Below are 14,240 nucleotides of genomic sequence, written 5' to 3'. Positions count from 1 at the left end.
TTTACACTTACACACTTAAGAAAAATCAGTAACTAATATAGACTAGCTACCAATCGGATTAGCCTGCATGAAAATTAAGAGCAACGCTAGACGCCACTCAGGTGGTTGAATTATTGGCATCGCTTTGAATGCGATCGCGAAAATCTTCTATTGTCAGTTTTAAACCTTCTTGCAGAGGAATGGTAGGTTCCCAATTTAACCAAGTTTTTGCCTTTGTGATATCAGGCTGGCGACGTCGGGGATCGTCCGAAGGTAGTGCCTCGAACTTAATCTGCGCGTCTGGATTGATCATATTTTGCACAGTTTGTGCCAATTGTAAAATCGTGTATTCACCAGGATTGCCAAGGTTGACTGGGCCAACGTAGTCGCTATTCATTAGGCGGATGAATCCTTCTACTAAATCAGAAACGTAGCAGAAACTACGAGTTTGCGAACCATCACCGTACACCGTTAAAGGATTACCCTGCAAGGCTTGAACTATAAAGTTGCTTACCACCCGACCATCATTTTCTAACATTCTCGGCCCGTAGGTGTTGAATATCCGAACAACTCGAATATCAACTTTATTTTGCCTGTAATAATCAAATGCTAGAGTCTCAGCAATTCTTTTACCTTCGTCGTAGCATGAACGTATTCCAATGGGATTGACGCTACCTCTATACTCTTCAGTTTGGGGATGAACTTCTGGATCTCCGTATACTTCACTAGTGGAAGCTAAGAAAAACCTTGCTTTCACACGTTTAGCTAGTCCCAACATATTCAGTGTTCCCATCACGTTAGTTTTAACGGTTTTAACTGGGTTGTACTGGTAATGTACTGGTGAAGCAGGACAAGCTAAATGATAAATTTGATCGACTTCTAACCGAATTGGTTCGGTAATATCGTGACGGATCAATTCAAAGTACGGATGATCTAACCATTTGAGGATATTGCGTTTACTACCAGTGTAAAAATTATCCAAGCATATTATTTCATGCCCAGCAGCCATTAGTCGGTCGATGAGATGGGAACCAATAAACCCAGCACCGCCCGTCACCAAAATTCTCATAGTTTCCCAGTTACTTACAAATATTTTCAGTAGCTATTGCACTTAATTTTAGATTACCCACCTTGGGCACAAAAATTCAAAACAAAAAAAAATAACAAGCTTCAGTCAAAAAGTATTGTTGAACTTACTTATTTTTTCACAGTTGTAGTTTTGTTATATTTTTACCTGTTTTCTTAAGAATTTAATTAGCAAAATAGCAGAAATTGTTTAAAAATTGTTTGTTGTTCAGCCGAACTTTATCAAATCTTCAAAAATATAAAGTATTTTTACGGTTAATAAGATTTTATTTGGATACAAAAAGTTAGTCGAGTTCGGGGTGACACTCGTGCTACAAATACTTGCCAACAATACAGATGTACATTCCTACAGCCGATTCATTTATTGCCAAGATTTTTGGAAATTTGATGCCTCCAGCAGACTACGCTAACGCAGCCGAAGTTCACTTACTTAAACTGTATTCTGCCTTATATCATACAGCAGATGTAATGCTGCTAATTGTGGTAGACATAATTAAATTTGTAGTTTGAGTGCGTTGCGGTTCTCCAAGCATGATAATTGAGCAGGTGAGTTGTCTGGCTAACTGGGTTGTAACATCGCTAATGGCTAACCCTCCAGGACTAGTACGATTACGTATAAAAGGTAAAACTACTAAATCATATAATCTTGCTGCCTGCAAAATTGCTTGGGCAACATTTTCGTGAGCCATGATTTGAATTTCTGGGACATTGGTCAAAGCCAATTTAGATACCAGTAGGGAGAGGTGCGATCGCCTCCAAGCAATTTTGCTAGAACTAGTGCGGCGATCGCACACATTCAGCACAGTAATGTGGCTCTGATTTGCTTCGGCTAGTATCTGGGCAAATTGTACAGGTTGTAATGTCGATGCTGTTAAGTTTTCTATTGGTACTAAGATCCGCTGAATTTTTTTCGGTGATTCTACTAGACGTGTCACCGCTACTGGACAATGGGATGCCCAAAGCACACCATCAATCACATTCCCAAATAAACGCGCTCGTAACCCAGTCCGTTTACCCCAACCCATAACAATTAAATTAGCCTCTTGTTCGCGAGCCGCTCTGCTAATTCCTTGAGCAAAGGCATCATCAATTCGCAGCACTGGTTCTGCGGCTACACCCAAGGCTCGACTTTGTGTCGTGGCTTTATTCAATAACCACTCACTCCGTTGTAGAGACGCTTCTAACTGGGGCGCATCCATCTGAGCAGCAGCAGTAGCAATCGCCAAAGGTATAATTTTGCCCTGAGACTGACGCGCTAATAACGCCGCCATTTCAATCAAATACTGTTGGGTTTGAGGATTATATACAGGCACGACTATAGTAAAAGCACTGTTTGTTTCTGATGCATTCTCCTCAGATAGAGGTGGTACTGGATCTTCGGCTGGCAAAGAATTCAAACCAACAGCTATTCGACTGGTCATCAATGGTCCCAAGGTTGATGTGATAAGCATTACAGCAATGACGCTATGTAATACTTCTAGTGACAACAACCCAGTCCGATATCCCACTAACGTTGCTGCTAACGTTGTACCAACTTGGGGAAGTGACAGCGACCACATCGTTAGAATTTCTTGCCATTTATAGTGGTAAACCAGTTTTGTCAACAAAGCTGCAATCAATTTACTGACAATCAAACCAACTACAATCAACAGTGTTAACTTGAGTGTGTTCAAATTGTTCACAAAAGTGGGTAAATCTATCAGTAAGCCAAGGTCAACAAAGAAAATGGGAATGAACAGCACACTGCCAATAAATACCACCTTTTCTTTGACAGGACCTTCACCCACAGCTTCGTTCACTGCCAAACCTGCTAAAAAAGCACCAACAATTTTTTCTACCCCAATCAATTGAGCTCCCATAGCTGCCAGAAACACAGAAAGCAACACAAACAAAAACTTGTTTCCTTCATCGTCTCCAGACCGCTTGAAAAATTCTTTGCCTGCCCAATCAAAACCTGTAACAACAGCAACAGAGTAAATAGTTAACCAACCTGATAAGGTGAGTAGTTTAGCAAAGCTGAACACTCCAGCATGAGCGACAGCTACACAAACGGCTAATATCAGTACTGCGCCAATATTTGTAAAAATCGTCGCTCCAATGATCACAGTAACAGCTTCGTTGTTTACTACTCCCAAACGGCTGATTATGGGATATGCCAAAAGGGTATAGGAAGTGAATAAAGAGCCAATTAAGATTGAAGTATTCCAGCCATAGCCTAAAATCAGACCTAATAAAATTCCCATGACTAGGGGTATGCTGAAAGTCAAGCTAGCGAACCCAAAGGCACGACTTTTTCTGCGGCGGAACTGTTCTAGATTGACTTCTAGCCCGGCGACAAACAGCAAATAAATTAACCCAATGTCTGATAGTAGGTTAATTATCGGTGAGTCAGACTGAAGAAGATTCCAACCTGAGGGACCAAGTACTAGCCCTGAGAAAACTAAACCCACTAATCCTGATAATCTTAGCCGCTCAAATATGATCGGTATAACTAAGATGATCGCTAGCAAAATAGCAAAGGGAACAATTGGTTCTTTGCCAAGAACTTGGGAAGTTGGTTCCAGAACAAGAACTTGTGATATTAGTTCCATATATAGGAATTGAAGAGGCTATGGTAAAACAGCGATTACCTTGGGGGCGATCGCCCGGGCAATATAAATAAATAGAGAAGCCACCTGACGAAAAATCAAAATTTTAATGTACACTAACTAGGCAATTATTTAAGAATTAACTACCTACGGGTGGATTTGACTCAAAATAAAACGTAAGCGATCGTAGTCATCTTTAAGTAAAACACTTAAGCTACGTCCAGCTTTAATTAGCCATTCTCGGTCAGCTTTGCGTAACTGGTATATATCTCGAATGGCAGCTGCGATTAAAGACTCTATTGGCGCACCATTTATACAAAGGAGTGTCCGTAAAAAATCTAGTTCTTCAGTAAATTTAATGATAGCTTCTGGTTCACATCGATAAACAGCTTGATGAATTTGCGGGGGACGGGGTGGAAGATACTGATATACTCTTTGGTTATAACTTTGATTTTGCGAAGATACTTCAAATCCGACGATCGCAGCCCGGAATTCTGTACGGAGCATAGCAAATATTTGGGGTTGTTCCTCTCGTAAGTCTTGCAAGGACAACCCCAACGCTCTCGCTCGGTGTACGGAATCTATGGGCATAGTTGTGGCATAATACACTACAGCGTAAATTTGATTGCCAGATTCTTCATCTGTAGAACAGACCCAACTACCAAAGGGTGGCATGGAGGGAAAGCTTAAATCTTCCGGTTCCAAACACTGAGCCAAGAATTCAGTACTGGTAGTTTCAATTACCTCCGCAATATGATTGGGATGGCGATCACCAGTGGCAAACTGTGGTAAAGGGAGGCGCATAGTAATTTAGTCATTGGTCATTGGTGAGCCAGTACGGTCTTCTCCCAAAGGGAGAGGCTAGCGCCAAGGGGGTTTCCCCCATGAGCAACTGGCTCACCTGAAGGGTTATTAGTCATTAGTTTTTGCCAAATGACAACGGACAAATGACTAATGACTAATCTTATTTAGATTTTTTACGTCCGGCGGTGGTTTCTACAAGTTCCAATTCACTCAGGCGGAAGGTAACTAATTTATCCCAGTTACCACCCTCAAATAGTACGGCTACTTTGCCATCAGTAAGTCGTTGCACAAGTCCTTCGTAGCGATAATAGGTATCTGCGGGATTCTTGACGCGAACAGTTGCTCCAGGCAGAATCATGTTTTTAGCCTCGCTTGTTTCCTTTTAATAGCTTAATACTTGTTATTAGTCATTTGTCATTTGTCATTGGTCATTAGCAAAGGACAAAGGACAAATGACACATCAATAATACTTCTGTCTTTGCCGAAAATTTGCTACTGATTCTACTATTCCCAAGGAAATGAAGTTAGTCAGCATTGCAGAACGCCCATAACTCATCCAAGGTAGGGGAATTCCTGCCACAGGCGCTAAACCTACAGTCATACCAACGTTCACAATCACCTGAAATACAATCATCGACAAAACGCCAATAGCTAACAAGGAACCAAAGTTATCTTTGGCGGTTTGGGCAATATGCAATAGACGGAAGCAAATTAAGCAGAACACAAACAGCACTACCAAACAACCAACAAAACCAAATTCTTCCCCGACTGCGGAGAAAATAAAGTCTGTATGCTGTTCCGGTACAAAATTCAGTTGCGTCATCGGCCCCTTGAACAGACCCCATCCCCATATTTCACCAGCACCAATAGCAATGCGAGATTGGATTAAATGATATCCAGCACCTAGTGGATCGTGATCAGGATTCATGAATACAGTTAGTCGGTCTTTTTGATACTCTTTCAAAACATGGTTCCAGGCGAAGACTCCTAATTCGCCACCCAGTATATTAAGAGTCCACGCACCAATAGCACCTAAACCAAATCGACGCCAGGGAAGAGTTTGCCAGCCCACAATAGCCATCACAACTGACCAAATTAGTCCTAATGGGCCAAAAGATAGTTCTTTGAATAAAACTATTGGCTCTGTTAAAGGCCAAGATATACTAAACAAAATGGCGGCAACCACTGGAGAAATCATCAGAATTAACCAGCCTGGGTTAGCATTTGCCCAGTAAAGCATTCCTAAGACGATCGCACCAAATACCAGTGATGTTGCTAAATCTGGTTGTAAAAATACTAATCCCCAAGGTATAGCGGTGATTGCTAGAACGCGGAAAATACCTTCGAGGCTAGAAGCAGTGCGTCTGTGTAGCAAAGCTGCTAAGGTGATGATTATACCGACTTTGGCAAATTCTGAGGGTTGCACGTTAAAACCGCCGATACTAATCCACCGCTGCGCCCCTTTGGCACTAGTACCAGCAATCATCACGGCGATTAAGCTGAAGTTAGTTAACGAATAAGTTACCCAGTGCCACTGTATCAAGAGTTCGTAACGGATGCGAGATAAAAACAAGGCTATAAGCACGCCGATACCCGCTACCATCCAGTGCCACCACCAGTCAGTCACTGGCTGCTTAAGTTCCGTACTGAGAATCATCAGGCCGCCAAAGATACTAACAGCAATCGGCAAACAAAAAAGTAGCCAATCTACATGCTGCCAGGGCTTAACCCAAGACTTCCAGCGAATTTTGGGGAGCGATCGTTTTAACAACATTGTGCCAGTTTAGACTTTAGCTTTAATTGTTGGGAATTGGAAATTGGGGATTGGGAATTGGTTAATAATCAATAGTTATTTTTTTCCCTATTTACCCACTCCCTAATACCCAGTTTCTAGTATTCCCAAGCTATAGCTAGGAAGTAAATAGAAATTCAAATTTATAATTATGCTAGAGCAGCAACTGATACCTTACCTGCAATGGTAAGAGCGATCGCTGTTAATGCTTTTGCTGAAGCTGAATCTGGGTCGCCAACAACTATCGGCACACCGCTGTCACCACCAACTCGTGTGGAAATCTCTAGCGGCACGCACCCCAATAGTGGCACTCCCAATTCAGCAGCTGTTTTGGAGCCACCACCGGAACCAAAGATGTCATATTGCTTATCTGGTTGATCGGGGGGAATAAAATAGCTCATATTTTCCACGATCCCCAATACCGGAACATTCATCTGCTGGAACATCCGCAATCCTTTGCGAGAATCTAACAGAGCTACGTTTTGCGGTGTGGTAACAATTACTGCCCCTGCCATCGGTACTGCTTGGGTTAAAGTTAACTGAGCATCTCCAGTTCCCGGTGGCATATCTACAATCAGATAGTCCAATTCACCCCATTGCACTTGATAGAGAAACTGGCGAATTACACCATTGAGCATAGGCCCCCGCCAAATTACTGGTTGATCTCGGTCAATCAAAAAGCCCATTGAAACTAATTTGACGCCGTGATTAAAAGCAGGTTCCAGGATGTCACCTGTTTCAGTAGAACGCACAGTAATTTGAGCATCAGACAAACCCAGCATGGTGGGGTCATTGGGGCCATAAATATCAGCATCTAGTAAGCCGACTTTTGCTCCAGTTTGGGCTAAAGCCACTGCGACATTTACCGCCACTGTACTTTTACCAACGCCACCTTTACCGCTGGAAACAGCAATAATATTTTTTACTCCAGAAATACCAGTCCGATCGGGTAAACTTTTTTGTTGCGGCGTTTCTGCCGTCACTTCTATGCTGACATCTGTAACGCCTGGGAGTTTTTTGACAGCTTTCTGACAGTCTTCGACAATAAATTCACGTAAAGGACAGGCAGGAGTGGTTAACACTAAAGTGAAACTAACCTTACCACCGTCAATTTTTACGTTGCGAATCATATTCAGTTCTACCAGACTTTTGCGGAGTTCTGGGTCTTCTACTGGTCGCAAAACTTCTAACACAGAACGGGAATCGAGGACATCGTACATAAAAATTCAAAATTCAATAATGAATAAATACACTTGTGTGAAACATCTTAGCTATTAACTGGATGCCTTCTTAAGTAAGGTCAGCTTAGTGTTATCACGTTACTGCCGTGATAAAACTTAGCAAATTGCATTATTACCTAATAGAATCTTAACTTTCTTTGGGCATTGGGCATTGGGCACAAGAGGCAGAGGAGAAAAACTTACTGCAACTTCTCTCTCCTCTGCTCCCCTGCTCCCCTGCTCCCCTGCTCCCCTGCTTCTTTCCCAATCCCCAGTACCTAAAAATCAAAACAACTGTCATTAAGAGATTTTTTCTTACCAGATACCCCTGGTAATGCCGTCTTTTCTACTGCCTCGACTAAAGATCGTGCAACGCGGTCTGCATAAGGACGGGATAAAGACCAAATCAGGGGCGATAACCAACCCCGTAGGGTTACAGAATAAGATAAACAAGTACCACAAACCGTTGACTCTACTTGGTAAGTTACCCGTTCCTCTATTCCAGGAATCGCCATCACTCGGATACTCAGCATCTCTCTGGGATTGACGCGTTCCACAAAAATTCTGATGGGAATCGGCGAAAAGCGTGTTACAGCTTGAAAAATTAATCCTGGTTTGGGTACTAATCCGTAGGGAACATTAGTACTCTTAAGTTGTGGATGCCAAGAAACATCTGTTAAGTCAACCACTTTTTGCCATAGTTCATCTACAGAAGCAGAACTAATCTCTCGATATGTCCACACCAGAGAAGCACAAAACCGACGACGTTTGCGGCGGATGAATTTGGATAACCAACCTTGCATTTTCCTAATCCTCCTCCCTAAATACTTTCTGGTAACTCTGGTATGGTGTGCAACTACACTCAATTGTTAAATTAAAACTTTCTCAAAAATACCCTAAACATAGCAAGCCTTGATTCAGTACAGACCCTAACAGCCGACATCAGCAATATGGCAAAAAATTTCTGAGTAGACTAGTCAAATCTTTGATACCTCAAGCTTAAGACTAAAATTGAGTCTTTATACCAGAATATTCCAATTAAGAATTTCAAAAAAAAACTAATTCAATATACAAGCCTATACGCATTTGAGGGAAAATAACTCTAGTGATGCCCATCAATCGTATAAATGCTTAACCAGTAAGAAAAAAGCGGGTTGGGCAAATAGAGCTTGATTGTTGGTGCGTGTTTCCCCCAAATTTTAAAATGAAGAATTTGTGGCTTTCTGGAAATTGTAATTTAGGTTCGGGAATCTATGTTGACCAACTCGCAAATACCAACTGTAGATGCAAAATCATCCAAGTCTTTGCCAGCAGCTAATGCTCAGACTAGGGTCAGTCAGTTTATGAAACAACTGCAAGACGAAATTACCGAATCATTGGCAAAACTAGATGGTGTGGATAAGTTTCATGAAGATAGTTGGGAACGTCCAGAAGGAGGTGGAGGGCGATCGCGCGTACTGCGAGAAGGTGCAATATTTGAACAAGCAGGTGTAAATTTTTCTGAAGTTTGGGGTTCTCATTTGCCAGCCTCAATTTTAGCTCAACGCCCGGAAGCAGCAGGGCATGGCTTTTATGCCACAGGCACTTCAATGGTATTACATCCTCACAATCCTTATGTGCCCACAGTTCATCTAAATTATCGCTACTTTGAAGCAGGGCCAGTGTGGTGGTTTGGTGGCGGTCTTGACTTGACACCTTATTACCCCTTTGCTGAAGATGCAGCACATTTACACAAAACATTAAAGCAGGCTTGCGACCAACACCACCCAGAGTATTACCCAGTGTTTAAGCGCTGGTGTGATGAATATTTCTACCTCAAGCATCGTGATGAGACACGGGGTGTTGGCGGTCTATTTTTTGATTACCAAGATGGCCAGGGTGCTTTATATCGCGGGCCAAATCCCAATGGAGAAGCGGCTATTTATAGCAACCAGGTGGGAACACCAGCAACCCGAAATTGGGAAGATTTGTTTAGCTTTGTACAAGGCTGTGGCAGAGCATTTTTACCAGCCTACGTACCAATTGTAGAACGGCGACATGGGATCGAGTATGGCGATCGCCAACGGAATTTTCAACTCTACCGCCGGGGACGGTATGTAGAATTTAACTTAGTTTATGACAGAGGTACTATTTTTGGTCTGCAAACCAATGGACGCACCGAATCAATTCTCATGTCCCTACCACCCTTAGTGCGCTGGGAGTACGGCTATCAACCGGAACCCAATTCCCCCGAAGCCGAGTTGTATGAAACTTTCCTTAAACCTCAAGATTGGATCAACTGGACACCAGATTAATTGGGCATAAGGCATTGGGCATTGGTTATTAATTCTTTATCCCTCATTTCCTCATCTCCCCCAGCTCTCTCATTCTCCCTATGTCCCATGCCCCATGCCCTATTGCCCATGCCCTATTCTCTACTATTTTGATGAGTTAAACTACTAAAGTTAAGCACTTAGCCGAAAAAGGTGACAAATTTAGCTATAGCTTGTTAATCTCAAGTGACAGCATTAGAAAATTCTGTCACTAGTTAATCTTAAAAGGAATGCCACGGGGAGGGCTTTAGTGATTCATATAGACCAAAAAACCTATACAACCCAAGACGGAAACACTGTTATCGTCTTGACACCATCAGGCCGTCTGGATATCACCACTGCTTGGCAATTTCGCCTGAAGTTACAAGAGTGTATTTCCAAACTCAGTCGCCATGTGGTTGTAAATCTAGCTCAGGTAAATTTTATTGATAGTTCTGGTCTTACATCTTTGGTAGCTGGAATGCGTGATGCTGATAAAGTCAAGGGCAGTTTCCGCATCTGTAATGTACATCCAGAAGCCAAACTCGTGTTTGAAGTGACGATGATGGATACTGTTTTTGAAATCTTTGAAACAGAAGAGGAAGCTTTAGAAGGTGTACCTCGTAGCATTGCTAGCTAAAAAAGAGTTAAGAGTTAATTCAAATCTGACCGAGAACTCATAACTTTATCTTATTGAATACTGATTTCGCTTGGTGTAGCGATAAGGCCCCATAATCGCTCCCCAAGTTGCTTTTCCAGTTGCAGGATCAGTTCCTTTGTCATAGCTGTGAAATTCTGTCGCTGTAGCTGCAAAACCTAAAGAAACATAGACGCTATTGCCAAGATAAGTAAAGCTGCAACGAGTCTCTGGTAGTGGGGTAGTAGTAAACTTATAGCCATCTGAGGCTAGTTTTTCCTGAGTAACTGCTAGGATACAACCTGGTAGTAAATCTAATTGTTCGGGTGTCAATGTATTTAGTAGAGCAGGGTTATCACCTGCACCTTTTAATGCACCTGGATCTTGAGGCATATAATATTGTATTTCCACAGTTGCGTCAGAGTCACTTGCCTGACGCAACCGGATAATTCGCTGGCGGTAAGGTTGATCTAGGGTAATAACGTTAGCCTGTTCGGCAAATAAGGTGATGCTATCTTCTGCGAACAGATTAACTGGTCTTTGCCACAGGCAAAGGTGAACATACCAAACTGGTTCTGCTATGGCTTGTTCCCGATTATCAAATTCACCAGCTAGGTACTCACCTAAAGTAATTAACTGTGGCGATAAGTTCATAAGTACAATAAATAAATCATTAAGGATAATAATTTTTGGCTAGTTTTTTCGGGGAAAAGGTCTTATTTCCTGTAGCTACCAGCTTATAAAATACTTCTAATGTATATATATTGTAAATGAAACCGTCACCTGCTAAAAGCTCAACTTGGCAAAGTAGCCTTTAAGCGAGAAAATAAAGATACGTCGCCCTTAACATTTCTTTTTTCTTTGTGAATAACGTCCGTACAGTCTCTGATACAAAGCGAACTTTCTACAATCTTCACACCCGTCCGATCAACACTATTTATCGTCGGGTTGTAGAAGAATTGATGGTGGAAATGCATCTGCTGTCAGTAAATATCGATTTTAGCTACAATCCAATTTATGCCTTGGGTGTCGTCACTACTTTTGACCGCTTCATGGAAGGCTATCAACCAGAACGGGATCAAGAATCAATTTTTAACGCCTTATGTCAGGCTATAGAACAAGATCCGCAACACTATCGACAGGATGCCCAGAGATTGCAAACCGTAGCTAAAGGTTTGCCAGTTAAAGATTTAATTGCGTGGCTAGGCCAAACTAGTTACTTAGATAGAGATGCTGACTTGCAAGCACACCTGCAAGTGATCGCCAACAATCCTAACTTTAAATACAACCGTCTGTTCGCGATTGGTGTATTTTCGTTATTAGAACAGTCAGATCCTGAATTAGTCAAAGACGAAAAGCAACTTACTGAGGCGCTGAAAGCGATCGCTGCTGGCTTGCACCTCTCTGATGACAAGCTCAATAAAGATTTGGAGTTATACCGTTCTAACTTAGACAAAATGGCGCAAGCGCTAGTGGTGATGGCAGATATCCTCTCAGCCGATCGCAAAAAACGTGAGCAACGTAAACAACAATCAACTACCCCAGTTGCTCCCCCAAGTTCCAACGAATAGTTACAGTTTGGTAGTGATGAATTAGGAGTTATGAGTGAGAAATTGTTAATAACTCTTAACTCCTAACTCTTAGCTTTAGACACCCAATATTTTGTAGATTAAGCTGTTAATTATAGTCAGTGTAAATGCCCCAATAACAGCACTCCAAATCCCGTAACGCAAGCGAAAGCCCTCTACTAACCAAGCAGCAATACTAAAACAAACCACGGCAATCATAAATGTGAAAATGCCAGATAATAAATCCAATGTTAGTAGATTTGGTACTGCAAAAATGAGGCTTAAAATCGGTCTGACTATTGCCGTCACGATACCAAGCACTGCGGCAGAAAGAAACGCTTTACCAGGAGTATCAATTTCAACTCCCAAAGGCAACTTACTAATTATCAACAAGCTGATAGCTGTTACGACCCAAACAATTAAAAGCGTCACGATATTCATGCCACAACCCCTGATATTAATTAGTAATTTGTAATTAGGACACACTGAAAAACGCTTGATATAAGCGCTTTTCAATCTGTTAACCTATTTGGACATCCTTCCCCAATTTGGTATGAAATGTGGATGGTAATTGGTGATGAATTGCTTAGTCTATAGGTGGAAAAATCTTTAAAGCTCAACCAATTATTTGTAAATTAGCAGCTTTTTTTTCTCTAGCTGAGATTTATTCTAGATATCTTTAGGTTTGGGAAAAGGTTTGAAAGGGGACAAGGGAGACAAAGAGAATAACCCAATGCCCCATGCCCCATGCTCCATGCCCAATGTCCCTATATCATCTTTTAAGAGGAGGTTGGGTTTGTTTGGGTGCTACAGGCGCTTTAGGCGCTGTTGAGTTAGGAACCACCGGAGAAATACCAGGATTAATAGGACTGATGCCTTGCCCAGTTGGAGGCTGAGTGATGCTAGGAAAGGGTACAGAATTAGGTGCTAAGGGGAATTTGGGGGTAATATTACCTTCAGGATTGATGCCTGGAATTGGTGCAGCACCAGGATTTATTGGGAAAGAGGGGACGGCAGGCTGGTTAGATGGTTGAGATGGGCCAGGAATAATTCCCAGAGAAACGCGATCGCCTCCTACTTGTCGTAGCAAATCCAACGTCTCAATCACATCATTGTAAGTTGCTGTACGCGAAGCATTCAGCACGACAACGGCATTAGGGTTTGCTTGGAGATACTGTTTTAAACTCTGTTTCAAATTTTCCTGTTTTACAGGCTGTTTTTCTATGTAAGTATTGCCCACAGCATCGATGGTCACAATCACACTTCCACTCTGTGATGTTATTCCAGAGATTGTACTGGGGCTGGCTTTAGGCAAATCAACATTTATTGCCTGTTGCCGTGTAAATTGCAAAGCTGCTAATAAAAAAAATGTCAGGATACAAAAAACGACATCAATTAAAGGGATGATTTGAATTTGGACTTCTTCAATTGGAGTATGTAGATTAACTTTCATGTCTCACTCTCAAGCCTGGTTCAGGGGTTGAATTATTGACTATTAATTAGGTGTATTCGGGGGTTCAGGAGACTCAGAAACTCTAGTCTTTCCTGGCTTGCGGGGTGGAGTGAAATTTTCTGGCAAAATTGCTGATGTCCTATTGCTAAAGTCAGGAGGAGACTGGCGATAGAGCAATTCCATCTCATTCCCTGCCTTCCGAAAAACTTTGACTTGGTTGACTACAAAACTTTGAAATAGACGGTAAAATACCAAACTAATGATGGCAACTATTAACCCGCTTGCCGTACTAATTAAAGATTCACCAATACCAGTAGTCACGCCAGCGGTAGATTCAGTTCCCAAATCACCAATCCGAATTGAGCGCAGAGAGTGGATTAAACCCAAAACTGTACCCAACAATCCTAGCAACGGCGCTAGAGCAATCACGGCTTCTAAAAGTTTTTCACCCCGCCGCATCCCAGCTAATTCGTCTTCTGCTGTAGCCTCCAGTGCTAGTCGAAAAGTTTCCGCATCACTTTTGGCAAAACGTAGAGGGGCGTAGAGAAAACGCCCGACAGGCTGATGGCTTGCTTCTCTTGCCATGTCCGCAGCTACTTCCCAATTTTCCTGGGCAGCATCCAAGACGCGATCGACTATTTGCTTTTCCTGAGTCAAAATTCGCAACCAGAACCACAAACGCTCGAAAATTACACTCAAAGCCAGAATTGATAGAACTAGCAATGGCCACATCGCTGGCCCACCCTTATAAAACAAATCTAAAATATCCACTGTTTAAGTTTCCTCCCTCCACGACTAAAGCAAATGTGTTAAGGCATTTTA

Annotated in this window: 14 protein-coding genes; 3 read left to right on the top strand and 11 right to left on the bottom strand. The window is 42.1% G+C overall.

Annotated elements, in window-relative coordinates; all coding sequences use genetic code 11:
- Positions 1 to 97: 97 nt before the first annotated feature.
- From V7K89_RS17080 to V7K89_RS17050, 7 genes are all read right to left on the bottom strand, one after another.
- Entirely contained in the window at positions 98 to 1,048 is a 951-nt protein-coding gene (locus V7K89_RS17080; RefSeq protein WP_335189115.1) for a UDP-glucuronic acid decarboxylase family protein, read from the bottom strand.
- 469 nt (positions 1,049 to 1,517) lie between these two features.
- Positions 1,518 to 3,656, bottom strand: a complete 2,139-nt coding sequence (locus V7K89_RS17075) for a cation:proton antiporter domain-containing protein (RefSeq protein ID WP_335189113.1) — start codon at positions 3,654 to 3,656, stop codon at positions 1,518 to 1,520.
- 144 nt (positions 3,657 to 3,800) lie between these two features.
- Positions 3,801 to 4,457, bottom strand: a complete 657-nt coding sequence (locus tag V7K89_RS17070; RefSeq protein WP_335189111.1) for an HAS-barrel domain-containing protein — start codon at positions 4,455 to 4,457, stop codon at positions 3,801 to 3,803.
- Positions 4,458 to 4,617: 160 nt separating this feature from the next.
- On the bottom strand, positions 4,618 to 4,815 hold the full coding sequence (locus V7K89_RS17065; RefSeq protein WP_335189109.1) for an NAD(P)H dehydrogenase subunit NdhS: 198 nt from the start codon (positions 4,813 to 4,815) through the stop codon (positions 4,618 to 4,620).
- Between the two features lie 102 nt (positions 4,816 to 4,917).
- The gene (gene rodA, locus V7K89_RS17060) at positions 4,918 to 6,231 is read right to left on the bottom strand and encodes a rod shape-determining protein RodA (RefSeq protein ID WP_335189107.1); all 1,314 of its coding nucleotides are present in this window, start codon (positions 6,229 to 6,231) and stop codon (positions 4,918 to 4,920) included.
- Positions 6,232 to 6,398: 167 nt separating this feature from the next.
- Positions 6,399 to 7,469, bottom strand: a complete 1,071-nt coding sequence (locus V7K89_RS17055; RefSeq protein ID WP_335189104.1) for an Mrp/NBP35 family ATP-binding protein — start codon at positions 7,467 to 7,469, stop codon at positions 6,399 to 6,401.
- 278 nt (positions 7,470 to 7,747) lie between these two features.
- Positions 7,748 to 8,272, bottom strand: coding sequence for an SRPBCC family protein (locus tag V7K89_RS17050; RefSeq protein ID WP_335189102.1), 525 nt, complete (start codon positions 8,270 to 8,272; stop codon positions 7,748 to 7,750).
- Positions 8,273 to 8,722: 450 nt separating this feature from the next.
- Between V7K89_RS17050 and hemF the strand changes: the two genes are divergently transcribed.
- Together hemF and V7K89_RS17040 are read left to right on the top strand one after the other, a co-directional pair.
- The gene (hemF, locus tag V7K89_RS17045; protein WP_335189100.1) at positions 8,723 to 9,763 is read left to right on the top strand and encodes an oxygen-dependent coproporphyrinogen oxidase; all 1,041 of its coding nucleotides are present in this window, start codon (positions 8,723 to 8,725) and stop codon (positions 9,761 to 9,763) included.
- A gap of 268 nt (positions 9,764 to 10,031) precedes the next feature.
- Positions 10,032 to 10,400 carry an STAS domain-containing protein gene (locus V7K89_RS17040; protein ID WP_094351701.1) on the top strand — a complete coding sequence of 123 codons (369 nt, stop codon included), beginning with the start codon at positions 10,032 to 10,034 and terminating at the stop codon, positions 10,398 to 10,400.
- A 45-nt stretch (positions 10,401 to 10,445) separates the two neighbouring features.
- Here V7K89_RS17040 and V7K89_RS17035 read toward each other — a convergent pair whose 3' ends face one another.
- A complete protein-coding gene (locus tag V7K89_RS17035; RefSeq protein WP_335189098.1) occupies positions 10,446 to 11,051 on the bottom strand; it encodes a chromophore lyase CpcT/CpeT in 606 nt (201 codons plus the stop codon).
- A gap of 209 nt (positions 11,052 to 11,260) precedes the next feature.
- On the opposite strand from V7K89_RS17035, the gene psb29 reads away from it, so the two are divergent.
- Entirely contained in the window at positions 11,261 to 11,968 is a 708-nt protein-coding gene (gene psb29, locus V7K89_RS17030) for a photosystem II biogenesis protein Psp29 (protein ID WP_335189096.1), read from the top strand.
- A gap of 75 nt (positions 11,969 to 12,043) precedes the next feature.
- On the opposite strand, the gene V7K89_RS17025 is transcribed toward psb29, so the two are convergent.
- The 3 genes from V7K89_RS17025 to V7K89_RS17015 form a co-directional block, all read right to left on the bottom strand.
- Positions 12,044 to 12,406: a phage holin family protein gene (locus V7K89_RS17025; RefSeq protein ID WP_289798955.1), complete on the bottom strand. Its 363-nt coding sequence runs from the start codon at positions 12,404 to 12,406 to the stop codon at positions 12,044 to 12,046.
- 331 nt (positions 12,407 to 12,737) lie between these two features.
- Positions 12,738 to 13,418 (bottom strand): ExbD/TolR family protein, encoded by a 681-nt coding sequence (locus tag V7K89_RS17020; RefSeq protein WP_335189094.1) that lies wholly within the window; start codon positions 13,416 to 13,418, stop codon positions 12,738 to 12,740.
- Between the two features lie 42 nt (positions 13,419 to 13,460).
- Entirely contained in the window at positions 13,461 to 14,189 is a 729-nt protein-coding gene (locus tag V7K89_RS17015; protein ID WP_335189092.1) for a MotA/TolQ/ExbB proton channel family protein, read from the bottom strand.
- Between the last annotated feature and the right edge of the window lie 51 nt (positions 14,190 to 14,240).

The sequence above is a fragment of the Nostoc sp. genome (genome assembly GCF_036917515.1).
Taxonomy (GTDB): domain Bacteria; phylum Cyanobacteriota; class Cyanobacteriia; order Cyanobacteriales; family Nostocaceae; genus Nostoc.
The sequence above is the reverse complement of the archived record's forward strand: the minus strand, read 5'-3'. Positions and strand labels throughout refer to the sequence as shown.